This window comes from Phytopseudomonas dryadis (genome assembly GCF_004327355.1).
In the GTDB taxonomy this organism is placed as follows: domain Bacteria; phylum Pseudomonadota; class Gammaproteobacteria; order Pseudomonadales; family Pseudomonadaceae; genus Aquipseudomonas; species Aquipseudomonas dryadis.
In genome coordinates this window covers 18,957-41,608 of the sequence record NZ_QJUM01000025.1, presented here as the reverse complement: position 1 = coordinate 41,608, position 22,652 = coordinate 18,957, and the positions used below count along the sequence as shown (strand labels likewise).

The following is a 22,652-nucleotide window of genomic DNA, read 5'->3' as shown; positions in this document are numbered from 1 at the left end:
CGAGTTCAACCTATATCTGCGCCTTGCTCCTGGGGCAGCCACAGGCTGAACACCGAACCCTGACCGAGACGGCTGTCGACCTCGATACGGCCGCCATGGGCCTTGACGATCTGGTCGGAGATGAACAGCCCCAGGCCGAGCCCGGCCACCGCTTCGCTGCCGACCGCGCGCTCGAACTGCTGGAAGATGCGCTGCTGGTTTTCCCGGGAAATGCCGATGCCATGGTCGCGCACCTCGACCTGCACGCCGCCGTCGACCGCCCGCGCCCGCACTTCGATGGGCCGACCGGCGCCGTAACGCAAGGCGTTGCTGAGCAGGTTGCTGATCACCTGTTCCACGCGGAACTGATCCCACCGGCCAGGCAGCGCCTCGTCGCTGTCGAGCTGCAATTCGCAGCCGGCCACTTCCATCTGCTGGGCGAAGTTTTCCGCGACGTTGCGCACGGTCTGGGCCAGATCGAACTCCACCGGGCGGATCGACAGCTTGCCGGTGCGGATGCGCGACACGTCGAGCATGTCTTCGATCAGGCGGATCAGGCTGTGGATCTGTCGTTCGTCACGCTCGAACATGGCCTTGAGCTTGTCTTCGCTGAAGGCCGCCATGTTGCCCCTGGAAAGGTGCATCTTGCGCAACTGGGTATCGAGGATCAGGCCGTTGAGCGGGGTGCGCAGCTCGTGGGAGACGATCGACATGAAATCGTCGCGCATGCGTACCGCGTGCTGCAGTTCGCCCTGGGTGGCGCGCAGTTCGCCGAGCAACGCATCCTGTTCCTTGCGTGCCTGTTCCAGGGCTTCCAGCTGCCGCGTCATCACCTTGCGCTGGCGGTACAGGTCGACGAATACCGCCACCTTGCTCTGCACCGCCTGGATGTCCAGGGGCTTGTAGAGGAAATCCACGGCGCCGCTTTCATAGCCCTTGAAGGCGTAGTTCATCTCACGCCCGGCGGCGCTGACGAAGACGATGGGAATGTGCTTGGTCTTCTCCGTACCCCGCATCAGCTCGGCCAGTTCGAAGCCGTTCATGCCCGGCATCTGCACATCGAGAATGGCCAGCGCGAACTCGTGCTCGAGCAGCAGCACCAGCGCATCATCGGCACACAGCGCCTTGTACACCTCGCGGTCATCGCGGCGAATCAACGCTTCCAGGGCCAGCAGGTTCTCCGGCAGGTCGTCGACGATCAGTAACTTGCATCCGGTGCTACTCAGCATGGGTCGAGTCCAGTTCAGCTAGCAACGCGAGAATACCCCGCAAGGGAAGAATGAAATCGGGACGGTGCAGCGCCAGTGCCGCTTCCGGCATGGTCGCAACCTGTGCCTCCTGCGGCTCCTGAACCACGGTCAGGCCGCCCCTGCGCTTTATCGTGGCGAGGCCGATGGCGCCATCCTGGTTGGCGCCGGTCAGCAGTATGCCCAGCAACTGCGGGCCGTAGACGTCAGCCGCGGACTCGAACAGGTAGTCGATGGAGGGACGCGAATAGTGCACGGGCGCTTCACGGCTGTAGGAGAAGCAGCGGTCGGCCTCGATGCACAGGTGGTATCCGGGAGCCGCGAAGTACAGGGTGCCGGGCTGCAGCGGCTCCTTGTCCTGGGCTTCCTTGACGCGCAACGCCAGGCGCCGGGAGAACAGCTCGGGGAGCAGGCTGTCGCGTTCCTCCGGCAGATGCAGAACCGCCACCAGCGGCAGGCCGTAAGCCGCCGGCAAGGTGCCGAACAGGGTCAGCAGCGCTTCGACGCCACCCGCCGAGGCCCCGATCACCACCGCCTGCAACGGCCGCACCTGGCTGCTCATAACTTGCGGAACACCCGTTCCTGCCGGTTCACCGCCTCGAAGCGGGTGCTGTAGGCAGAGAAATCCAGGCTCTCCTTGCTCCCCAGACCGAGAAAGCCACGGTGACTGAGCGACTCATGGAACAGGCCGAAGGCGCGATCCTGCAGTTTCTTGTTGAAGTAGATCAGCACATTGCGGCAGGAGATGAACTGCGTCTCGGAGAACACGCTGTCGGTCGCCAGGCTGTGGTCGGCGAAGGTCACGTTCTCGCACAAGGCCTTGTCGAACAGGGCGCCGTCGTAGGCGGCCGTGTAGTAGTCGGCGAGCGAGCCCTTGCCACCGGAGCGCTGATAGTTCTCGCTGTACAGGCGCATGCTGCCGAGGGGGAAGATGCCCCTCTTGGCCTTTTCCAGAGAATGCGGATTGATGTCGGTGGCGTAGATGAGGGTGCGCTCGAGCAAGCCTTCCTCGTGCAGCAGAATGGCCAGCGAGTAGACCTCCTCACCGGTGCTGCAACCGGCGACCCACAGCTTGAGCGAGGGGTAGGTGCGCAGAAACGGCACCACTTCCTGGCGCAATGCCTGGAAGTAGGAGGGGTCGCGAAACATCTCGCTCACCGGAATGGTGAGGAACTGCAGCAACTGCATGAAGGCGGCCGGGTCATGGATGATCCGCGCCTGCAGCGCCGAGAGGCTCGAGCAATCGAACTGACGCATGGCGTGCACCATCCGGCGCTTGAGCGACGAGCCGGAGTAGTCACGAAAATCGTAGCTGTACTGCAGGTAGATCGCCTCGATCAACAGGCGCAGCTCGATATCCAGCGTGCGGTCGGGCATTCAGATGCGCTCCAGCTTCGGCAGCCAGACGCGGATCAGCGAGAACAGGCGATCCAGGTCGATGGGCTTGGCCAGGTAGTCGTTGGCACCGGCCTTCATGCACAGGTCCTGGTCGTCCTTCATCGCCTTGGCCGTCACCGCGATGATCGGCAGCTTGCGCCAGCGCGGGTTCTCACGGATGCGCCGGGTGGCCTCGTAGCCATCCATCTCCGGCATCATCACGTCCATCAGCACCAGATCGATCTCGCTCACCGCCTCCAGCTTGTCGATGGCCTCGCGGCCGTTGCGCGCCACCTCGACCTGCGCGCCCTTGTGCTCCAGGGCGCTGGTGAGGGCGAAGATATTGCGCACGTCGTCGTCCACCAGCAGGATGCGCCGGCCCTCGAACACCTTGTCGCGGCTGCGCGCGGTCTTGAGCATGCTCTGTCGTTCGCTGGACAGCTCGGATTCGACCATGTGCAGGAACAGGGTGACTTCGTCGAGCAGGCGCTCGGGCGAACGCGCGCCCTTGATGATGATCGAGCGCGAATACTTGAGCAGTTCGGTCTCTTCGCCGCGGGTCAGGTTGCGTCCGGTGTAGACGATCACCGGCGGGAAGGAACGGATCTGCTCGCTGCCCATGCGCGCCAGCAGTTCGTTGCCCTGCATGTCGGGCAGCTTGAGGTCGATGATCATGCAGTCGAACAGGTTGTGGCGCAGTTGCTCCAGCGCCTGCTCGCCGAATTCCACGGCGACGATCTCGATGTCGTCGTCACCGATCAGGCGGGCGATGCTGTCGCGCTGCAACTTGTCGTCCTCGACCAGCAGCACGCGTTTCATCTTCTGCGTCAGGCGCGCCTCCAGCTTGCCGAACACGCCCTTGAGCTGCTCGCGCGTGGCCGGCTTGAGGGCATAGCCCACCGCGCCCATGTGCAAGGCCGCCTCGGCCATGTCCTCGACGGAAATGACGTGCACCGGGATGTGCCGGGTGCGCGGGTTTTCCTTGAGACGCTGCAGCACCGACAAACCGGACTCGTCGGGCAGGCGCATGTCGAGCAGGATCGCATCGGGGTTGTGGCTGTCGGCCAGGCGCATGCCCTCCTCGGCGCAATGGGCGACCAGGCAGCGGTAGTCCAGCTCGTGGGCCAGGTCGTACAGGATGTGGGCGAATTGCGGCTCGTCCTCGATCACCAGCACGCAGCGCCCACCCAGCACGGCCATGCCACGGTCATCGGGGAAACTCGCCGGCGCCACTTCCTCGTCGGTCGCCCCGGCGGCCGGCACGGGCAGGAGCGCCTCCGGCGAACTGCCGCGGGCCGGCGGGAGCAGCGCAACGGGCTCCTCGTACTCGGGCGCCACGTAGCTTTCCGGCAGCACCAGGGTGAACACGCTGCCCTGATCCGGCACGCTGGAAACGCTGATCGAGCCGCCGAGCAATTCGGCCAGGTCCCGGGAAATCGACAGGCCCAGGCCGGTACCGCCGAAACGCCGGTTGGTGGTGCCATCGGCCTGGCGGAAGGCCTCGAAAATGTACGCCTGCTGGTCCTCGCGGATACCGATGCCGCTGTCGCGCACGGCGAAGGCGACGCCATTGTCGACCCGCGTCACGCTCAGCCCCACGGCGCCCTGCTCGGTGAACTTGATGGCGTTGGACAGCAGGTTCTTGAGGATCTGCTCGACACGCAGGCGGTCGGTATAGAGCATGCGCGGCACGTCCGGATCGACCTGCACGCTGAAGCCCAGGTTCTTTTCCCCGGCCAGCGGCAGGAAGGTGTTCTCCAGGCTTTCGGCCAGGCGCAGGACGTTGGCGTTTTCCGGCCGCAGGTCGAGCTTGCCGGCCTCGACCTTGGAAATGTCGAGAATGTCGTTGATCAGGTTGAGCAGGTCGTTGCCGGCGGAGTAGATCGAGTCGGCGAACTTGACCTGCTCGGCGTCCAGGTTGCCTTTCTGGTTGTCGGCGAGCAGCTTGGCCAGGATCAGCGAACTGTTCAGCGGCGTGCGCAGCTCGTGGGACATGTTGGCGAGGAACTCCGACTTGTAGCGGCTGGCGCGCTGCAGCTCCTCGGCGCGCTCCTCCAGCTGCTCCTGGGCGCGCCTGAGCGCGTTGTTGCGATCGTCCAGGGCGTCGCGCTGCTCGGACAGCTGTTCGTTGGTCTGCTCCAGCTCGGCCTGCTGGGTCTCCAGGTGCGCCTGGGAATCCTTGAGGATGCGCGACTGTTCTTCCAGTTCTTCATTGGCGGTGCGCAGCTCTTCCTGCTGCACCTGCAGCTCTTCGTTGAGCTGCTGGGTCTCGGCCAGCACTTCCTGCAGACGCTGGCGATAGCGCGCCGCCTCGACCGAGGCGCCCAGGCTGGCCGCAATCTGCCGGAGGAAATCCATGTCACGTTCCTGCAAGGGGCGCAGGAAACCGAGCTCGACCACACCATTGACCTCGCCATCGTTGTCGATCGGCAACAGCGCCACCGTCAATGGCGCGCCGCTGCCCAGGCCGGAGCTGACCTTGAGGTAGTCGTCGGGCAGTTGCTCCAGGGTCAGCAGCCGGCGCCCCAGCGCGACCTGGCCGACCATGCCCTCGGCACTGTAGAACGACTGATCGGCCGCCTCCTGCTCGCGGGAAAAACCGTAGGAGGCGATGCGCCGCAGGCCACCGTGCTCTTCCCTTACGTAGACGGCCGCCACCGCGGAGTCAAGGTAACCGGCGAGAAACTCCAGGATGTTGCGCCCGAGCACGGGCAAGGCCTGCTGACCGATCAGGCGCTCGCCCAACTCGGTCTGGCCGTTGCGCAGCCAGGCCTGGGCCTGCAGGTGCTCCGCATGCTCGGCCTGCTGCTTGAGGGTGGCGCTGTAGGTAGCGGTCAGGCGCACCAGCTCACGCCGCCCGAAAAACGCCAGCACGCCACTGAACGACAGGCTGAACAACAGGTACAGGATAATGGTGCTGGTCGCCGTGCTGGTGGCCTTGTCGTTGCGCTCCTGACGCAGACGCTGCTCCATGGCGATGAACGCGTCGTACTCGGCGCGGATGGCGTCGGTCAACTGCTTGCCACGGCCATCGCGTACCGGGTCCAGGTAGTTGCCCCCGGCACGCTTGGCGGCGATGGCCTCCTGGGCGAAGGTGTTCCACTCCTCCTGCAAGGCGATGATGCCGCGCAGACGGTCGACCTGCGCCGGGTTGTCCGACACCAGTTTGCTGAGACTCTCCATCTCGGCCTTGACCCGCGGCCGGGCCACCTCGAACGGCTGCAGGAAGCGCGCATCGCCGGAGAGCAGGTAGCCCCGGAAACCGGTTTCCTGGTCGATCGACAACCGGAGGCCTTCACTGGCATTGTTCAGTACCCGATCCGTGTGCTGCACCCAGCCGAGCACATACAACAGATAGCTGATCAGCCCCACGAAGAAGATCGCACCGACCACCCCGACGCCCAGCGGCAATGCGACATTGCGCCTCAGAATGCGCTTGAATCTGTTCTCGTCGATGGAAGCGGAACTGGTCATCGGAAATCCCTGGCCATGGAAGGCAGATTCATCGATCTGCCGAGAAGGAGTCGCGAAACGGCGGATGGTAATGTGCTGACTGAGCTTTGGCCAATGCTCCACGACCAGTGCCCTTGGAAATCCGCCGCGGCTTTTGGTTCGACCAATAAATCACCTGCCGGCACAGGCGATTCCTTGAATCTTCGCCACGGCCTCCCCTCTAAGGAGGCAGCACAGCGGCGTATCGCCCTGTCGATTCACGGATACTCCCAAGATGCACGCGCACGCCTCCCTGCCCCCCTCGGAACCGCAACCTGCAGCCGCGCTGGCGGGCACGCAGGCGACCCATGAACACGAACGCCTCTGGGCCCTGAGCCAGGACCTGCTGTGCGTCACCGACCTGGCGGGCAGGCTGCAGAGCATCAACCCGGCCTGGAGTGAAACACTCGGCTGGAGCAGCCACGATCTGCTGGGCAGAAGCACCCGCTGGCTCGAGCACCCCGACGACCAGCCAGGCAGCGAACATACCCGCCAGACCCTGGCCAAGGGAGGCAAGGTCCGGCGTTTCGAGCATCGCCTGCGCCACCGTGACGGCAGCTATCGCTGGATCGCCTGGAGCGCCACCCCCGGCGCCGCTTTCCTGTATGGCTCCGGACGCGACATCAGCGGCGAGAAACACACCGAACAGACCCTGCACCAGGCCGAAGAGGCCCTGGCCACGACTCAGCAGATGGAAGCGCTGGGGCAGTTCACCGGCGGGGTCGCCCATGATTTCAACAACCTGCTGGCCGGCATCATCGTCAGCCTGGACCTGATCGAGCGACGCCTGCAGCCCGGCCCCCGCGCCGAAGTCGCGCGCTTTCTCAGCGCCGCCTCGACCTCGGCGCAGCGCGGCGCCACCCTGACCAGCAACCTGCTGGCGTTCGCCCGCCGTCAGTCGCTGGACATCCAGCCGATACAGATCAACCGCCTGATTCGTGCCATGCTACCCAGCCTGCGGGCCCAGGCCGGCGCAGGCGTCAGTCTGCACCTGCAACTGGCCGCCGACCCCGGAAACACCGCGAGCGATGCCGAGCAGTTGCACAAGGCTATGCTGCATCTGATCGACAATGCCCGCGATGCCATGCCCAACGGTGGTCGCCTGGAGATCGGCAGCGAACACGTGCAGGTCAGCGACGACACCCGCTGCGCCGATCTGCCGCCGGGCGATTACATTGCGCTCAGCGTGCGTGACAATGGCTGCGGCATGGATGCGCACACGCTGGCCCATGCCTTCGACCCGTTCTTCACCACCAAGCGCATCGGCCAAGCCAGCGGACTGGGACTGTCCATGGTCTATGGCTTCATGAAACAGTCGGGGGGCCAGATCAGGCTACACAGCGAAATCGATCAGGGAACCTGCGTCACCCTTTATTTCCACCGAGGTATAACCATGCCGGAACAAGAACCATCATCACAGCCCGACGCCCAGGCGAGTGCCCCGCAGCAACGCATCCTGCTGGTCGAGGACTCCGATGTGGTGCGCATGCTCACCCTCGAGGTGCTGGAAGAACTCGGTTACAACGTGCTCGAGGCCAGCGATGCGCAACAGGCGCTGCCCATCCTGCAGAGCGACGAACGGATCGACCTGCTGATGACCGATATCGGCCTGCCGGGCATGAACGGCCAGGAGCTGGCCGCCGCCGCCCGCCGCCTGCGCCCCGAGTTGAAAGTGCTGTTCGCCAGCGGTTACGCGGAGATCGTCGACATCGACGGCAGCGAACTGGCCACGCAGATGGACATGATCGGCAAGCCCTTCTCCCTCAATGACCTGCGCGACAAGGTGCAGGGCATGCTGGGCGCCTGAAGCATTCTCCCGGCAACTGGCACCGGAATTGCCAGACGGATGGGGAGGGTCTGTCAATGCTTCACCGCAACGCGGCTTGCGCTGGAACATCAACGGACCTAAGGTGCGCGTCTTTTTCGAAGTGAGCGGCGCTCGAACCGCGTTTTTGTAGCGGGGCGACAAGCAACTGCAGCGATGCGACACCCCTCGCAGCCGTAGCGGCAGCAGGCCAGCAGCACCCTTGGCGCCCTCTGGAGCCTATGCTAGGTTTGCAGCCCAAAGCCCTGCCGCTCACGGACCCCATCCGCATAAGAATTAAGAGGACTGCTTGATGGCTGAGGCCCCGCCCGCGCTGGAAATCCGCAATCTGCACAAACGCTATGGCGACCTCGAAGTGCTCAAGGGCATTTCCCTTACCGCCCGCGACGGCGACGTGATCTCCATCCTCGGCTCGTCCGGCTCCGGCAAGTCGACCTTCCTGCGCTGCATCAACCTGCTGGAGAATCCCCACCAGGGTCAGATCATCGTCGCAGGTGAAGAACTCAAGCTGAAAAGCCAGAAAAATGGCGAGCTGGTCGCCGCCGACAGCAGACAGATCAACCGCCTGCGCAGCGAAATCGGTTTCGTCTTCCAGAACTTCAACCTCTGGCCGCACATGAGCGTGCTCGACAACATCATCGAGGCGCCACGCCGCGTGCTCGGCCAGAGCAAGGCCGAGGCCACCGCCGTCGCCGAGGCCCTGCTGGCCAAGGTGGGGATTGGCGACAAGCGCCATACCTATCCCAATCAATTGTCCGGCGGCCAGCAACAGCGCGCCGCCATCGCCCGCACGCTGGCCATGCAGCCGAAAGTCATCCTGTTCGACGAGCCGACCTCGGCCCTCGACCCGGAAATGGTACAAGAAGTGCTTAATGTGATCCGCGCGCTCGCCGATGAAGGCCGAACCATGCTGCTGGTCACCCACGAAATGCATTTCGCCAGGCAGGTCTCCAGTGAAGTGGTGTTCCTGCACCAGGGGCTGGTGGAAGAACAGGGGTCGCCCGAACAGGTGTTCGATAATCCCAAGTCGGTACGTTGCAAACAATTCATGTCCAGCAATCGTTAACACGGAGCAACTACGCATGCACAGCTATAAGAAGATCCTGCTGGCAGCTGCCGCCACTCTGGCTTTCGGCACCAGTGCCGTCGCTGCTGACAAACTGAAGATCGGCACCGAGGGCGCCTACCCACCCTTCAACCTCATCGATGCCAGCGGCCAGGTCGGCGGCTTCGACGTGGAAATCGCCCAGGCCCTGTGCGCCAAGATGCAGGCCGAGTGCGAAGTGGTCACCTCCGACTGGGACGGCATCATTCCGGCCCTGAACGCCAAGAAGTTCGATTTCCTGGTCGCCTCCATGTCGATCACCGAAGAGCGCCAGCAGGCCGTCGACTTCACCGATCCGTACTACACCAACAAGCTGCAGTTCATCGCGCCGAAAGACAGCGACTTCAAGAGCGACAAGGACAGCCTCAAGGGCAAGGTGATCGGTGCGCAGCGCGCGACCATCGCCGGTACCTGGCTGGAAGACAACCTCGACGGCGTGGTCGACATCAAGCTCTACGACACCCAGGAAAACGCCTACCTCGACCTGTCCTCCGGCCGCGTCGACGGCGTGCTGGCCGATACCTTCGTCAACTGGGAATGGCTCAAGAGCGACGCCGGCAAGAACTTCGAGTTCAAGGGCGAGCCGGTATTCGACGACGACAAGATCGGCATCGCCGTGCGCAAGGGCGATGCCCTGCGCGAGCGCCTGAATACCGCCCTGGCGGAAATCATCGCCGACGGCACCTACAAGAAGATCAACGACAAGTACTTCCCGTTCAGCATCTACTAAGCAGCCTGCCCGCACCGCTTCAGGCGGTGCGGGCGCTTGAGTTTCCATGAATTTCGACCTTTCCGGATTCGGCCCGGCCCTGGCCGCCGGCACCCTGATGACCGTCCAACTGGCGCTGACCGCGCTGTGCCTGGGTCTGGTGCTCGGCCTGCTCGGCGCCCTCGCCAAGACATCGCCCTACAAGCCGCTGCAATGGCTTGGCGGCACCTATTCGACCATCGTGCGCGGGATTCCCGAACTGCTCTGGGTCCTGCTCATCTATTTCGGCACCGTCGGCCTGATGCGCAGCCTGGCCGACCTGCTCGGTATCGACAGCCTGGAGCTGTCGCCCTTCGCCGCGGGGGTCATCGCCCTGGGTATCTGCTTCGGCGCCTACGCCACCGAGGTGTTCCGCGGCGCCATCCTGGCCATTCCCCGGGGCCACCGTGAGGCCGGCCAGGCGCTGGGCCTGTCCAAGCCGCGGATCTTCTGGCGCCTGATCATGCCGCAGATGTGGCGCGTCGCCCTGCCCGGCCTGGGCAACCTGTTCATGATCCTGATGAAGGACACCGCCCTGGTCTCGGTGATCGGCCTCAACGAGTTGATGCGCCGCTCGCAGATCGCCGTGACCGCCAGCAAGGAACCCTTCACCTTCTACCTCGTCGCCGCGTTCATCTACCTCGGCCTGACCATTCTCGCCATGATCGGCCTGCACTTCCTCGAGAAGCGCGCCAGCCGCGGCTTCATCAGGAGTGCGGCATGAACTGGGACGTCATCATCAAATGGCTGCCACGCCTGGCCGATGGCGCCCTGCTGACCATCGAGCTGGTCGCCGTCGCCGTCATCGCCGGTCTGATCCTGGCCCTGCCCATGGGCATCGCCCGGGCCTCGCGGCACTGGTACGTGCGCGCCCTGCCCTATGGCTACATCTTCTTCTTCCGCGGCACGCCGCTGCTGGTGCAGCTGTTCCTGGTCTACTACGGCCTGGCCCAGTTCGACGCGGTGCGCCAAGGGCCACTGTGGCCCTACCTGCGTGACCCGTACTGGTGCGCGGTGATCACCATGACCCTGCACACCACCGCCTATATCGCCGAGATCCTGCGCGGCGCGATCCAGGCCGTGCCGCCGGGCGAGATCGAGGCCGCACGCGCCCTGGGCATGTCGCGCGCGCAGTCGATGCTGCATATCGTGCTGCCGCGCGCCGCGCGCATCGGCCTGCCGGCCTACAGCAACGAGGTGATCCTGATGCTCAAGGCCAGCGCCCTGGCCAGCACCGTGACCCTGCTGGAACTCACCGGCATGGCGCGGACCATGAACGCCCGCACCTACCTGCCGGTGGAAGGCTTCTTCGCCGCCGGGGTGTTCTACCTGCTGATCACCTTCGTGCTGATCAACGCCTTCAAGCTGCTGGAGCGCTGGCTGCGCGTCGACGCCTGCCAGGGCCGCTGAACCGACGGGGTGCCCAGCCCGTCGACACGCCATGAACCAGCCCGACCCCATCCCGCCCCTCAGTGGCGACGCCCTGCTCCAGCGCTTCCAGGCGCTGGACGCCTTTCTCTGTGCCCATCAGGCGCTGTGGAAGCCGCGCCCGTTCAGCCACCACGTCCTGCCCTGGGAACAGCAGCATGCCGAGCTGGCCAACTGGCTCAGGGCACGCAGCCTGGAGCAGGCCGAGGCCAGCCATAACCAGCCGGCGACGCTGCACGATGCCCCGGCGCCCTTCCCGAGCCTCGCCGCCCAGGCCCGGGCGCTGAGCGAGGTCGGCGAGCTGCCGCAGCGGGCGGGCAAGGACTTGCCCGCCCACTTCTCGGTGGATGTACCCGGGCGCAAATGGCAACAGATACGCGCCTTCGCCGACAGCCTGCAGTTCGCCCGGGCGCCCCACCACTGGCTGGACTGGTGCGCCGGCAAAGGCCACCTGGGCCGGGTGCTGGCCCAGGACGGACAGGCCCTCACCTGCCTGGAGCACGACCGCGCCCTGGTCGACAGCGGCCGCCAGCTCAGCCAGCGCCTGCGGATACCGGCCCGGCATATCGAACAGGACGTGCTCGGCGCCGGCGCCGCCGAGCAGCTCAGCCCCGAACACAGCCCCGTCGCCCTGCACGCCTGCGGCGACCTGCACGTACAGTTGATGCGCCTGGCCAGCGCCAGCGGCTGCGCACACCTGGCCATCGCGCCGTGCTGCTACAACCGCACCCGCGCCAGCAGCTACCAGCCCCTGTCCGCAGCCGCCGGCAGCACCCGGCTGGAGCTGTCACTGGAGGACCTGGCGCTGCCGATGAGCGAGACCGTCACCGCGGGCAACCGGGTGCGTCGCCAGCGCGACCAGTCCATGGCCTGGCGCCTGGCCTTCGACCTGCTGCAACGCCAGTTGCGCGGCGTGGACGACTACCTGCCGACCCCTTCGCTACCACCCGCCTGGCTGAAGAAGGACTTCGCCCGGTACTGCCGCGACCTGGCATCCCTGAAGGCTCTGCCGGCGCCGCCCGCCAGCCAGGACTGGACGGCCCTGCAGGCGGCAGGCTGGCAGCGCCTCGCCGAGGTGCGCAACCTGGAACTGCTGCGCGGCCTGTTTCGTCGCCCGCTGGAACTCTGGCTGGTGCTGGATCGCGCCCTGTACCTGGGGGAACGGGGCTTCGCGGTACGCCTCGGCCAGTTCTGCCCCGCACAGCTCACACCACGCAACCTGCTGCTGCTCGCCGAACGCCCGCAAGTTGCACACACAATCTGTGGATAACTTTGTTGATAGATTCTGGGCAGAACCCGCCAGCGCCCTGCAGATCAGGCGCCGGGCAAACTGCTCATTTTTTGAACACAATAAAAATACATTAAAAACAGTCACTTGCGAAACATGCAAATTACCGCACAGAAAAATTCCTAAAGCGTTATAGCTGCACCTGATTTGTGCATAAGCCGCCGCAGACAGCCTCCAGGCAGACCAGAAAAAACCGGCTTGAAGCGACTGGAATCAAGCAAACGAATGGATATAAGCGGAGTGCATGCGAGGGGCGCTCACGCCCCGAGGCTTGGAAACGGACAAGGCTCGCTCGGAGGACGGCAGGACCGTTCCGAGAGTTCCAGGCGCCAGTAGCCCACGTCGTGCCACTTACCGAGCTTGTAGCCCACTTGCGCGAAGGTGCCGATGTGGTCGAACCCCATGCGCTCATGCAGTCCCACACTGCCAGCATTGGGCAACGATATGCCCGCGTAGGCGCAGCGATACGCCGCGCGGGCGCGGTGCTGGCTGGCTGGCTGGCTGGCTGGCTGGCATAGCCGACCACGCGGCCTTCGCGAACGGCCACCAGGTACGGATAGGTCTGGAGGGTCGACACGATCCGCTGCCGCATGTCTTCGACCGTAGGCGCCACCTCCTCGAAGGAAATCGCAGTGCCTTCAACGACTGGACGGTAGATCGCCTGGATTGCGGCAGCGTCGTCCGCGCGGGCAACTCTGATTTCGATGCGCATGGCAACCTCGAATGGGGCCTGGGTCAACCCTGGCAGCAAGCCGGCTGGTCAGCCAGATATTCTCACCAGCCGAGCCGTGCCGGGTAGCCCGCCGCACTCCGCTCGGCCAACCCGCATTCGCCCTGAGCGGCCATGCCGAACGAACCGGCGTTCTCGGCGAGCTCGTCATCCAAGCAAACAGGTCATAAGCCAGTTTACAAGGCCTCGCCAATGGCTATAATGGCGGCCCTCAAATGCCGGTATAGCTCAGCTGGTAGAGCAACTGACTTGTAATCAGTAGGTCCCGGGTTCGACTCCTGGTGCCGGCACCATACAAGGTTCCAGAGAAGGCTTCCAAGCTCTCTGAAACCACAAGAAACCCGCCTTCTGGCGGGTTTTTCGTTTTGGGGTTCTGAAGGACTTCGCTGCGCCAACGGCTGAACCTGTCGTCATTCAGCCCCTAAGGGACCTGCCCGAACCCGCAGGTCAGCAGGCAGCGAGGCAAAGGGCAGCAAAGAGATAAATTTACTTTTAGGCAGGTGTGGACAGGCCAGTAAATAAATCTGCTCTCTTTTGCTTCTTTTCGCTTCCAGCAACGCTGGTATCGGGCGAATTCGCTCAATTGAGGGAGATATTACGCTGGCTAGCATCACCAACAGTGATATGGCTCAGACGCCCCTGGTCGTCAAATAGCAACCAATCGGATCCCTGGCGACGCACTTGCACATGTTGTGACGGCCACTGAATTGCTGCGCAGAGTTGGTCACTACTGCGGTGAATGAAATGCCAGCGGGTTTCCTGCCCGGAAACGGCATAGCCGACCAGCAGCCAGTCCTCGAACAGAAACAGGAGTAGGGGATCATCGGGGGCAACCCCTTCATCAAAATCGGGTAAACGGTAACCCTTACGGTCACCGCGCTGCGCCAGCACAAGGATTGGTTGTTCATCGTCTCTGAACTTGATCCAATACTCAGCGGCTTCATTGGAGGCACTGAACAACTGGTAGCCATCTTCACGAATCCTGGCGGGCATCGGCTCTCGGCTGACTAGCCGGCGATCAGGCAGGCGGTAGTGCCAAAGCTGACTGCCCTCCTGAGGATCAGCCAGCAACAGGTATTCGCCTTGCGAATCGTCCCTCAAGCTGAAAATCTGGCCCGGCAAGTCACTGACATGCCACAGCGTTGCAAGCCCACGATCAACGTCGACCACACGTAACTGATTCCCGCGGCCGATGGTCCAGGCCATACCGTCGAATGATTTGGCGAAAACATCCAGCATCAGCACACCCAGATCAGTCGCAGTACGGTTGACCAGATCCAGTTTACTGATCCGCCAAACGTCATCGCGCCGGGCCAGCGCTAGTGCCATTTGCCTACTGTGGGAGATGACCATGGCCTGTGCAGGCACAGGGAAATGAAAGAGAGTCTTGCCGGTTGCATCAATCACCACCGCTCCAGCCTCACCATGGGCCACGAGGTAGCGTGTATCTTCCAACGGCACCGCATCAAGAATGGCTCGCCCCCCTCTTTCCGGTGCCGTCCATTCAAGAGTCGAGCAGACTGCGTCCAGCGACGGCGTGTCCGGGAGTACCAGCGCCTTACCCGGCAGATCGGCTTGCAGCAGTTTGTCCTTGCTCATTTTGACTAGCGCTTGAAGCTGGTTTGAAGTCAGACGCCCATGGCCGCATGCGTGATCAGCGACGATGGCGTGTATCGTGGCGCCTGTGAGCCAGGCCAGTGCACCTCCCTGAACCTTATGCAACAACAACGCTTCGGCAAGGGCAGTACGCTCGGCAAAACGCCGGGAGTCGTCCCGTAGTCGTTCGATCCAAGGTCCGTAGGCCGCCAGAGTATCGGGCAGTAAGATTGCCCGCTTGACCAGCGCACCGACAGCAAGCCGTCCTCCGGCTGCTTCGGCATTGAGCAACCACTGCGCAGCCCGCTCACGCTCGCCCGGCAAATCCCAGATCACCTCCACGGCTTGCAGCCAGAGCCCCTTGCCGGTCAGGGCTTCGGCCCACTCGAGGCGCAGACGGTCGGCACTCTCCGGCCACTTTTCCTGCAGCATCACCACCGCCTCTCCAAAGGCGTCGTCACGACGAGCCACTAGCAACGCATGCTGCCAGTTGTCGGCCAAGCAAAGCAGACGCACGATCACAGCTGCTGGCATATCCCAGGCAAAGGCAAGGTCAGCTGCTTGCTGATGCCGGCCGTGTTTTTCCAGATAGTCGAGAGCCTCTTTGCGCACCTTCAGCAATTCAGCAAGGACAAATACTGCTTCTTCGACACGTCCCTCACGATCCAGACGTTCAAACGTCTGCCGGTAGATTTGCCTGAGGTGGGACTCCAGATCAGCCTCGAACATCATCGAGCGGCTTGGCCCAAGCTGCGGATTGATCGTCAGTTGCTGACGACGCTGTGGAGTACCGAATGCCTGTTCGCCGGAACTCTGCCCGCTGCCCAAAGGAATCGCGTGTCGCAGCGCCTCTTCCAGATCACCATTCTCGAACATTTCTAGCATGCGCCGCATATAGGCAGCCTGACGCTTGCCGTACAGCCCGGATAAGCGCGAATGAAGGGTCAGCCGGGTCAACCAGCGACGCCAGGCAGCGGGCTTGTGTTGAACATGGGTGGCACGCTGTGCAAGTTGTGCCTGTGATGTTGCCTCCGACATTGGCGCGGAGCGATGCAGAAGTTTTCGGATGCCTACCAAGAAGAGGGTGAACAGCGCCGCACCGATCAGCGTGCCTATAAACATGCTGCCTATTTCAAACGACACGGATCCTGAACTTTTCGGCAATTCGGATATGCCACTACTTCTGTCCTGGCCTCCCATCCAGAACAAGGCCCCAAATAACAGAAGGGTTATGCCCAGCTTGGACCAAGGCGTTGAAGGACCTTCAGCGCTGCTCCAACCGTTGTGCGCTGATAGGGCGGTTTTTCGGGGCGGGGTTTCTGTCGCATTTCGCTGACGTTCCAGCAGCGCTTGTATTACTCCTTCCCGCTCAGGACTGGCCGGCCTTAATGGGCCGCCAAGGATCTCCCGCACATCGGTTGGCACCGCCAAAGATTCAAGCGTAGGTTCTGGCAACGTACTGCGACAGTCATAAGTGTCCAGCAAGGTGTAATCGCTGACATCAACCCACTGACCTGGTGCCAGCGGTGAGGCATCGCGAAATTGCAAGGCGCTGACATGACTGCCACGTACCAACCAGACATCGGCGGGGGACAAGCTATGCATTTCCTGCTGAGTCAGCAGCGCAGAACACAACGCACGCCCCTGACGGATCAGCGGCCATCCAATCAGCGCTTCGCACTGAACTGATAACGGCTGGCGAAACCGCAGCAAGTCGCCATCGACGAAGCGGTAGGCGCTGGCGCCGGCTTGCCATTGAGCCAAAATCAAGCGCATACGCTCGCATTCGTCAAAACGTTCGTGGGGAAACCAAATCCCTTCAATCTGTTGATGGCCGATCAGTACCGGACAGCGAATCAACGCGGTGTCACGCTCAAACATCAGCGCCTGCCTTGGGATTTTCCGGTGCTTGGGTACAGAACACTTGCAGGCGCATGCTTCGAAGATGAACCGAGTACACCAGCAACTCGCGAGCGCTGGTCAAGGCTGCGACCAGACCACTCATGGGGCAGAAGCTAACTCTGGAAATGGCATGGGATGTTGTGAACAAGACACGCTGCTGGCCTTCGCAATACAGGGCGACGGTTTGCTTATCGGGGCCACGCAATACCAGTGAATAGTGATCATCGCCCTTTTGCAGCAACAACCCTAGGGCTTTCCAACCACGAGCAAGAGTGATCTGCTCCGCCTGCACCGGGAAACTGGTGGCAGAGATCACCCTCCAGCTTTCGTTGCCATCGTCGGTAGAGCGCAACGCACAGCCACCGAATGACCGGCGCCACAGTTGACTGGCAGCAAACAGTACCTGGTTCACACCTTCGGCTACGCCAATCACATGGGCGGAAGATGCATTGCCGTCGGCACCGATAGAATGGGCATACAAGCGCCCACCATCATTACGTACATAGGCCACGACATCCTTATCGACCTTGGCCAAGCCTAGAACCTTATCCGCCCAAGGGTGGGCTTTACCTATATTGTGCCGGTTGGAAGATATTGTCGTCCGCGCTCCCCAACTGGCGAGATGCCCCTGGTTATCCAGCAGAAAGAGGCGGCCGGTCGAGCTGCCACGCAACCAGACTGCGGGTAAAAGCGTGGCAGTACCGGGAGGTAGTTGTAGTTCTTCGCGGCTAGGCTTATCGATCGGGAATAGTCCTGGCATATTCCAGAACCAAAGCTGCCGATCATCGCTCAACACCGCGCCAACTGTGCGGTTCACGAAGGTTATAGTCAGCGGAGCCCGCCCGGAACTCCAGAGGCTACGGCGCACGTCCAGGTTCTTCTTCTGATTTTCAGTCGGTAGCCTGATAACCACCATTCCAGGGTCATCGAGCATTTTCAGCGCAACATGGGTACCCGCGTCGGAGATGACCGGCGGCAAGGTCAAGGATACGCGCGGAACATTGCCCTTGACGGGCACGACCACCACCTCACCATCAAACCGGCCTTTGAGCAGTTGCAAAGCCAAACGTTCGTCGGGAATGGGCAGCGATACACGTCGGGGGTCAGCAGCCTGCAACTCAAAGGACAGGCTTCGCCCGTCAAGGTTGCGATGTATCTGAACCCGGTGGGTGCAGGACCGGCCATCAGTTGTGGGCAAACGTTGACCAACAAGCCAGCACTCTCCGGCATTGTGCTGCTGTTCACTCAGCCAGGCGCGCCAAGTTTGCCAGTGTTCATCGTCCACCACTTGATAGGTGCGGGCGTTGAGCAACTGCTTGAGCTGCGCCGAGCTCTCGAGTTCATAGAGAACAGGCGCGTTTTGCAGAATGCCCCAACACAACTCGGCCCCAACCTCCAAGGCCCGCCGCGCCAGCAACATCAACAAAGCAAGATGAACCAGACGTGCTGCGCCCAATTGCAGAGGACCGGCATCAAACAAGACGACAATCAAGCGATTGGCCTGACGAGCGTGGTACTGCGGCGCGAGGAACATATGCTCACCGACCGCTGCCCGACGCAAGAACTCGTCAGGCATCTCATCGGCTAGCAGCCACTCACTGGATAACAGCCGCTCGTAAGTTCCACGGCGCTGCAGATCGCCTAATCCGTCGGGCTCGGGTACACCACCCTGTTGAAGACCGCGAAACGGCCCGAGAATCGGGTTGATACGGCCCAACAGGTCTGCGAACAACGGCAGTTGCTCAGGAGCAAACCACTCCAGCCATTGACGCCAGGGATGTAGGGACTCAGGTAACTGCATCAGCGTCCCGCCCAATACGCTTCGATTCGCTGCAGAAGCTGCGGCGTCACTGGGAGTTGTCGATCAAGAGGAACCGCCGCCGGCGGAGAACGCCACAGCAGCAGCGGTGAGCGTGCAAATGTCGCCGACAACGCCTGGCTCAGCAGATCAGTCGGCATCTCAGGCTCCCAACTGGTGGGTAGCCACAACCCTGGCGCCCGCTCATCTGTCGAGGCGTACTCGACACCATCTATCCAAGGCAGATCGCTGGCAGCCCCCATCACCACCAATACATCACGATTGGCAGTGGCTTGCAGGCGTGTTGCCTGTTCTGCAGACATCAGTGCCAACCTTGCATGCAGACGTCGTGCGGCCGCTCCCCAAGCTACGGCAGCCAGCGGTTCTGCAGGTACCATCCGTGGCCGCCAAGTCCACCCCCTTGCTGAGACACTCATACCGCAGGCGATAACAGGCAGGTTATTTGCCCACGCACTTCCTGTAATTGTGCCGGCATGGTCTGACTATTGAAGTTGGCATCGATCTCCCGCAGCAGACTTTCTAGTAAGGGGCTTGCCGGCGGTTCGGTGCGTGCCAAGTACTCCTCGGCCGTTTCCAGTAGGCGACTTAGCCGTGACATGGGCTGCAAGGTCGCTTCCTCCACAGCACTGTACAAATGGCTGTTACTGGATTGCGCGAAGATCTCACGCAGAACCTCGCGGCCATGCTGCTGAGTTTCCTTGGTGGGCAGAACATACAACAGTGGCCACAGATCCGCTTCGCTGGCCTCAATACGACCACCGAGCAAAGCAGCAGCGGCAATCAAACGTTGGGATTTGACGATGCGTCTATCTGACAACTGAATACCGGCCTCACGCAGACGACGGATAGCCTGGGCCAGAGTGGAGCGAACAAGCATGAGGTCGACATCTTTCAGGGCCTGACTGAGGGTGTCCAACTCACTTAATCCAAGCAACTGCTGAACAGGCCATTGCTCGGACTGCCAACCACCCGCAAGCATGGCTTCCAACTGATTATCGGGAATCGATTCAACAAAAAGGTGCAATAGGAACCGGTCCCCGAATGCCGCCAGGGCTTCGTCGTCAGGCAGGCCGTTGGCAGCCCCGACGCAGACCCGCAGAGGACACTGGATCTGAGTGTGGCCTCGACGATAGCGTCGCTCGTTAAGCACTCCCAGCAGCGTGTTGAGGATTGCTGTAGAGCCCAAAAAAACTTCGTCGAGAAACACAATGTCGGCTTCAGGAAGCATACCGCTGACGTCCGTTTCCACCGTACCTTCGCGCAATTTCTTCAGATCTACTGTGCCGAACAGTTCCGAAGGTTCAGTAAAACGACCAAGCAGGTACTCGAAATAGCGCCCCCCCATGGACTGCGCAACCCGCCGCACTACTGCACTTTTGGCTGTACCAGGCGGGCCGACCACCAAGATGTGTTCTTGGGCAACAGCGGCCAGAACAATCAACTCGGCCAACTGCTCTCGCCCCACCAAGCCTTCGGTGGCGACACGAACTGCATGGCGGATTTGCGCGGCAGCGCTCTGCAATAAAGCGGTCATGAACATCTTCCCTGAACTTAAATCGTAAATCTTGCCTGACTGAAAGGATCTGTCACAAGCCAGCCGGTGGCGTAAGCGGATGAACCTACCGCAGTGTCTTCAAGATGGGCGATGTAATACTCGCGATCTGATAACCGGCACTGGTAACTCCACCATCAGCACCTCCGAAAATATGCGTTGCGGCCAACAGCGCCATTAAATTACAGGACGTCTCGGCTCTATAGCGATCATGTCACAGTCTGCGACTGGCGGCAGTTTCGCTACGTATCAGGGGATTATCCCCACCGCACTTGAGATAGCCGTGCCTCTTGCTTCGAGGAGTGCGGTACCTGAACGCAATCGGCGACATAGTCGGTCGCAGCGCACAGCCACTGCTGCCTTGGCCGTCTCACTCAGCCGGATCACCCTCTGTGAAACGCTGTGAAATCTTCGTCTGGATGCGAATTGCTGTGAAGCCGCTGCGCAGTGGCCAGTTGCCCCATGCTACCGTCAGCGGCGTGTGCACCATCATTGCGTTCAAATCTTCTGGGGAGCAGGGCCAATGACTACAGTTTCACCCGCTGGCGGGAACTCGAATCTGCAAAACTCCACGAGCTCGATTTTCGACGGTAAATTGAATATCGCCAAATCGAGCAAGATCATTGCCGATTACCTGCGACAGAACGGCAAGTCCGCGATTACCGGCCAGGAACTGTCGCAACTGGCCAATAACGCCTCGGGCAGTGTCCCGGCCGATGTGGCCGATGCGGCCAAGTACATGCAACGTCACCCGGATGTATTCACGGCGATCGAAACCCATGACGTGGCGGGTGCCGATGATCTCTCCGGTGTCTGGAATTTCGATTGGGCCGCCGATGGCGGCCTGAACGGCACGGCGACCGAAGCCATTGCAAAAATGCAGGATGTCTTCGACTTCGCCATCGAAAAGTCCGCGAAGATCACCGAAGTCACAACGGGTAAAAAGGCTGAGCTGGATTCAACCAAGCAGCGACCGGGCAACTGAGCGCCTGAGCCAGCCCTTGCCAGCGCTGAAACGATCCCGGCGGCGTCGCAGCCGCGGGAACGTTTCGTCCACCCAGCCGCGCTCAGTGGCTGCGTGAGGCAACTGCCGTTGCGAGCCGACGCAATCCGTAGCGTCTGGCCATTTCCCAAGAGCGGTGTCTGCCGGGCGCTGCATTCAGCCTGGCCCCAGGATGGCTCAGTTTCCCGGAGTCGCCATCACCCCGCCCCGGATCAACGCGGCGAACGCCGCGGCAGCGGCAGCCTCGCTGCATTTGCCGCGCACAAGCGCGGCCGAGAGCGCCTCGCCCGCGCCGATCAGGCCGATGCAGCAGTGTTCCAGCTGGGTCGGCGCCAGGGTGCTGTGCGGCTTCAACACCGAGACGAACAACTGGACGCAGTTGTCGAGCAGTTCCTGGAAGACGGCATCCTTCTCCGCGCTGCCAGCCAATGCCGCGCCTACCGCATGCCAATCGCCGTTCGTATCGGCGGCGCAACGAATGTAGGCGGCGGCAAGTACCTGGATGGTTTCCTCGAAGCTCCGCTCGCCGCGGGTCAAGGCCTCCCGAAGCGCATTCACCTGCTCGATGTCGATCGACTTGTAAAGCTCGATCAGCAGCCCCGAACGTGTTCCGAAGTGATCGTAGGCGACCGGTTTGGAGACCCCGGCGCGCGCGGCCAGATGCCCCAGGGTGAGCCGGTCGGCCCCGTCCTCCCGGACGATCAGCAGCGCCGTATCGAGCAACTGACGCCGCCGCTCTTTCCTGGACAGCCGGCGCGAAGCCGCCTCTACATCCGACACACCTTTGCTCTTGCTCTTCACTTCCTCGTGTCCTCGTTGCCAGCCTGCTGGCAGCCCAGCTCCAGCGAACGACCGATGGTAGGTTCCTATCGAGCCCGAGACAAGGAAAGGCAGCGATGCCGCACCGCGTCGATTTCTCACCTTTCAAGCGGGCTACGCAGCGCGGGAGCGACTGTTCACGTGGATCATCGGAACCGCCTCGACCTGATCGCCGCCACCCGGCTTGGAGTCGCGGAAACGGCTCCATGCTCGAGTCGGCGATGGGCAGGCGTATGCGATCGCGCCTGGCCGCTACTCCTCAAAGCGACTCGTGGGGTCACGATCCCCCTCGTATCGCCGCGTCAACGGAAACGGCGGCAGCCAGGACTCGCGCCGGACGATCCAGCTTTCGTAGGTTGGCAGCAGTTGGTCAGGGGCATCCAGAGACCCCAGGTTCACTTCGATTTCATCTGCGCTGCGCGAGAAAACGGACGAGCCGCAGCGCGGACAGAAAAAGCGCCCGGCGTAGTCACGTGTTTCACCCTCGATCGTCACCGCATCCCGAGGAAATATCGCGGAGGCGTGAAAGAGCGCGCCATGGTGCTTGCGACAGTCGAGACAGTGACAAAGGCCGACCCGGTAGGGGAGCCCCGACGCCACGATCCGGACATTGCCGCAAAGGCAGCCACCGGTGAGTCGATCCATGCTGCATCTCCCTGGGAATGGTTCAGGCTCCTGTCGGCCACGACCGCGCAAGGGCGCCTTGTTCCGCCGTCCACCGCGTAGCGCTCATGAGGGGCTG

The 22,652-nt window shown here is 62.3% G+C and carries 17 protein-coding genes, 1 tRNA gene and 2 pseudogenes; 9 read left to right on the top strand and 11 right to left on the bottom strand.

The genetic code is table 11. From position 1 onward, the window contains the following. Positions 1-5 precede the first annotated feature (5 nt). The 4 genes from DNK34_RS19295 to DNK34_RS19280 are packed head-to-tail and all read right to left on the bottom strand — an operon-like array spanning position 6 to position 6,077. Positions 6-1,208: a hybrid sensor histidine kinase/response regulator gene (locus DNK34_RS19295; RefSeq protein ID WP_131176666.1), complete on the bottom strand. Its 1,203-nt coding sequence runs from the start codon at positions 1,206-1,208 to the stop codon at positions 6-8. After that, positions 1,198-1,788 (bottom strand): chemotaxis protein CheB, encoded by a 591-nt coding sequence (locus DNK34_RS19290; protein WP_131176665.1) that lies wholly within the window; start codon positions 1,786-1,788, stop codon positions 1,198-1,200. The genes DNK34_RS19295 and DNK34_RS19290 overlap by 11 nt, the downstream gene beginning before the upstream one ends. Then, positions 1,785-2,603, bottom strand: a complete 819-nt coding sequence (locus DNK34_RS19285) for a CheR family methyltransferase (protein WP_131176664.1) — start codon at positions 2,601-2,603, stop codon at positions 1,785-1,787. The genes DNK34_RS19290 and DNK34_RS19285 overlap by 4 nt, the downstream gene beginning before the upstream one ends. Further along, complete coding sequence (locus DNK34_RS19280) at positions 2,604-6,077, bottom strand: response regulator (RefSeq protein ID WP_131176663.1); 3,474 nt, start codon at positions 6,075-6,077, stop codon at positions 2,604-2,606. A gap of 253 nt (positions 6,078-6,330) precedes the next feature. On the opposite strand from DNK34_RS19280, the pseudogene DNK34_RS25995 reads away from it, so the two are divergent. The 7 genes and pseudogenes from DNK34_RS25995 to DNK34_RS19250 form a co-directional block, all read left to right on the top strand. After that, positions 6,331-6,738, top strand: a pseudogene (locus DNK34_RS25995) (PAS domain-containing protein); the annotation flags it as partial. A gap of 48 nt (positions 6,739-6,786) precedes the next feature. Beyond that, positions 6,787-7,902, top strand: coding sequence for an ATP-binding protein (locus DNK34_RS19275; protein ID WP_411269323.1), 1,116 nt, complete (start codon positions 6,787-6,789; stop codon positions 7,900-7,902). A gap of 310 nt (positions 7,903-8,212) precedes the next feature. Next, positions 8,213-8,986 carry an ABC transporter ATP-binding protein gene (locus tag DNK34_RS19270; RefSeq protein ID WP_131176661.1) on the top strand — a complete coding sequence of 258 codons (774 nt, stop codon included), beginning with the start codon at positions 8,213-8,215 and terminating at the stop codon, positions 8,984-8,986. A gap of 16 nt (positions 8,987-9,002) precedes the next feature. Continuing rightward, a complete protein-coding gene (locus DNK34_RS19265) occupies positions 9,003-9,755 on the top strand; it encodes an ABC transporter substrate-binding protein (RefSeq protein WP_131176660.1) in 753 nt (250 codons plus the stop codon). A 46-nt stretch (positions 9,756-9,801) separates the two neighbouring features. After that, the gene (locus DNK34_RS19260; protein WP_131176659.1) at positions 9,802-10,497 is read left to right on the top strand and encodes an ABC transporter permease; all 696 of its coding nucleotides are present in this window, start codon (positions 9,802-9,804) and stop codon (positions 10,495-10,497) included. After that, positions 10,494-11,183: an ABC transporter permease gene (locus tag DNK34_RS19255; RefSeq protein ID WP_131176658.1), complete on the top strand. Its 690-nt coding sequence runs from the start codon at positions 10,494-10,496 to the stop codon at positions 11,181-11,183. Before DNK34_RS19260 ends, DNK34_RS19255 begins: the two co-directional genes overlap by 4 nt. Before the next feature lie 31 nt (positions 11,184-11,214). Then, positions 11,215-12,471 carry a methyltransferase gene (locus DNK34_RS19250; RefSeq protein WP_131176657.1) on the top strand — a complete coding sequence of 419 codons (1,257 nt, stop codon included), beginning with the start codon at positions 11,215-11,217 and terminating at the stop codon, positions 12,469-12,471. Positions 12,472-12,746: 275 nt separating this feature from the next. Here DNK34_RS19250 and DNK34_RS19245 read toward each other — a convergent pair. Continuing rightward, a pseudogene (locus DNK34_RS19245) lies at positions 12,747-13,201 on the bottom strand (GNAT family N-acetyltransferase). A gap of 235 nt (positions 13,202-13,436) precedes the next feature. Here DNK34_RS19245 and DNK34_RS19240 point away from each other — a divergent pair. Continuing rightward, positions 13,437-13,512: transfer RNA gene (locus DNK34_RS19240), tRNA-Thr, on the top strand. Positions 13,513-13,798: 286 nt separating this feature from the next. Here the strand turns inward: DNK34_RS19240 and DNK34_RS19235 are convergent. From DNK34_RS19235 to DNK34_RS19220, 4 genes are read right to left on the bottom strand one after another with little or no spacing between them, the layout of a single operon-like run. After that, positions 13,799-16,696 carry a bpX6 domain-containing protein gene (locus tag DNK34_RS19235; protein WP_131176656.1) on the bottom strand — a complete coding sequence of 966 codons (2,898 nt, stop codon included), beginning with the start codon at positions 16,694-16,696 and terminating at the stop codon, positions 13,799-13,801. Next, the gene (locus tag DNK34_RS19230) at positions 16,689-18,518 is read right to left on the bottom strand and encodes a hypothetical protein (protein ID WP_131176655.1); all 1,830 of its coding nucleotides are present in this window, start codon (positions 18,516-18,518) and stop codon (positions 16,689-16,691) included. Before DNK34_RS19230 ends, DNK34_RS19235 begins: the two co-directional genes overlap by 8 nt. Next, positions 18,518-18,952: a bpX5 domain-containing protein gene (locus tag DNK34_RS19225; protein ID WP_131176654.1), complete on the bottom strand. Its 435-nt coding sequence runs from the start codon at positions 18,950-18,952 to the stop codon at positions 18,518-18,520. The genes DNK34_RS19230 and DNK34_RS19225 overlap by 1 nt, the downstream gene beginning before the upstream one ends. Beyond that, a complete protein-coding gene (locus DNK34_RS19220; RefSeq protein WP_131176653.1) occupies positions 18,949-20,070 on the bottom strand; it encodes an AAA family ATPase in 1,122 nt (373 codons plus the stop codon). The genes DNK34_RS19225 and DNK34_RS19220 overlap by 4 nt, the downstream gene beginning before the upstream one ends. Positions 20,071-20,611: 541 nt before the next feature. Between DNK34_RS19220 and DNK34_RS19215 the strand changes: the two genes are divergently transcribed. Further along, positions 20,612-21,073, top strand: a complete 462-nt coding sequence (locus DNK34_RS19215; protein ID WP_131176652.1) for a hypothetical protein — start codon at positions 20,612-20,614, stop codon at positions 21,071-21,073. A gap of 195 nt (positions 21,074-21,268) precedes the next feature. Here the strand turns inward: DNK34_RS19215 and DNK34_RS19210 are convergent, their stop codons facing one another. Next, positions 21,269-21,892, bottom strand: coding sequence for a TetR/AcrR family transcriptional regulator (locus DNK34_RS19210; RefSeq protein WP_242675356.1), 624 nt, complete (start codon positions 21,890-21,892; stop codon positions 21,269-21,271). Positions 21,893-22,162: 270 nt separating this feature from the next. After that, positions 22,163-22,555: a GFA family protein gene (locus DNK34_RS19205; protein WP_131176651.1), complete on the bottom strand. Its 393-nt coding sequence runs from the start codon at positions 22,553-22,555 to the stop codon at positions 22,163-22,165. Positions 22,556-22,652 lie beyond the last annotated feature (97 nt).

Excerpts from the sequence above, each read along its gene's own strand:
- DNK34_RS19295 (WP_131176666.1), bottom strand. The coding sequence starts at position 1,208 with ATGCTGAGTAGCACCGGATGCAAGTTACTGATCGTCGACGACCTGCCG.
- DNK34_RS19290 (WP_131176665.1), bottom strand. The coding sequence starts at position 1,788 with ATGAGCAGCCAGGTGCGGCCGTTGCAGGCGGTGGTGATCGGGGCCTCG.
- DNK34_RS19285 (WP_131176664.1), bottom strand. The coding sequence starts at position 2,603 with ATGCCCGACCGCACGCTGGATATCGAGCTGCGCCTGTTGATCGAGGCG.
- DNK34_RS19280 (WP_131176663.1), bottom strand. The coding sequence starts at position 6,077 with ATGACCAGTTCCGCTTCCATCGACGAGAACAGATTCAAGCGCATTCTG.
- DNK34_RS19275 (WP_411269323.1), top strand. The coding sequence starts at position 6,787 with ATGGAAGCGCTGGGGCAGTTCACCGGCGGGGTCGCCCATGATTTCAAC.
- DNK34_RS19270 (WP_131176661.1), top strand. The coding sequence starts at position 8,213 with ATGGCTGAGGCCCCGCCCGCGCTGGAAATCCGCAATCTGCACAAACGC.
- DNK34_RS19265 (WP_131176660.1), top strand. The coding sequence starts at position 9,003 with ATGCACAGCTATAAGAAGATCCTGCTGGCAGCTGCCGCCACTCTGGCT.
- DNK34_RS19260 (WP_131176659.1), top strand. The coding sequence starts at position 9,802 with ATGAATTTCGACCTTTCCGGATTCGGCCCGGCCCTGGCCGCCGGCACC.
- DNK34_RS19255 (WP_131176658.1), top strand. The coding sequence starts at position 10,494 with ATGAACTGGGACGTCATCATCAAATGGCTGCCACGCCTGGCCGATGGC.
- DNK34_RS19250 (WP_131176657.1), top strand. The coding sequence starts at position 11,215 with ATGAACCAGCCCGACCCCATCCCGCCCCTCAGTGGCGACGCCCTGCTC.
- DNK34_RS19235 (WP_131176656.1), bottom strand. The coding sequence starts at position 16,696 with ATGTTTGAGCGTGACACCGCGTTGATTCGCTGTCCGGTACTGATCGGC.
- DNK34_RS19230 (WP_131176655.1), bottom strand. The coding sequence starts at position 18,518 with ATGCAGTTACCTGAGTCCCTACATCCCTGGCGTCAATGGCTGGAGTGG.
- DNK34_RS19225 (WP_131176654.1), bottom strand. The coding sequence starts at position 18,952 with ATGAGTGTCTCAGCAAGGGGGTGGACTTGGCGGCCACGGATGGTACCT.
- DNK34_RS19220 (WP_131176653.1), bottom strand. The coding sequence starts at position 20,070 with ATGACCGCTTTATTGCAGAGCGCTGCCGCGCAAATCCGCCATGCAGTT.
- DNK34_RS19215 (WP_131176652.1), top strand. The coding sequence starts at position 20,612 with ATGACTACAGTTTCACCCGCTGGCGGGAACTCGAATCTGCAAAACTCC.
- DNK34_RS19205 (WP_131176651.1), bottom strand. The coding sequence starts at position 22,555 with ATGGATCGACTCACCGGTGGCTGCCTTTGCGGCAATGTCCGGATCGTG.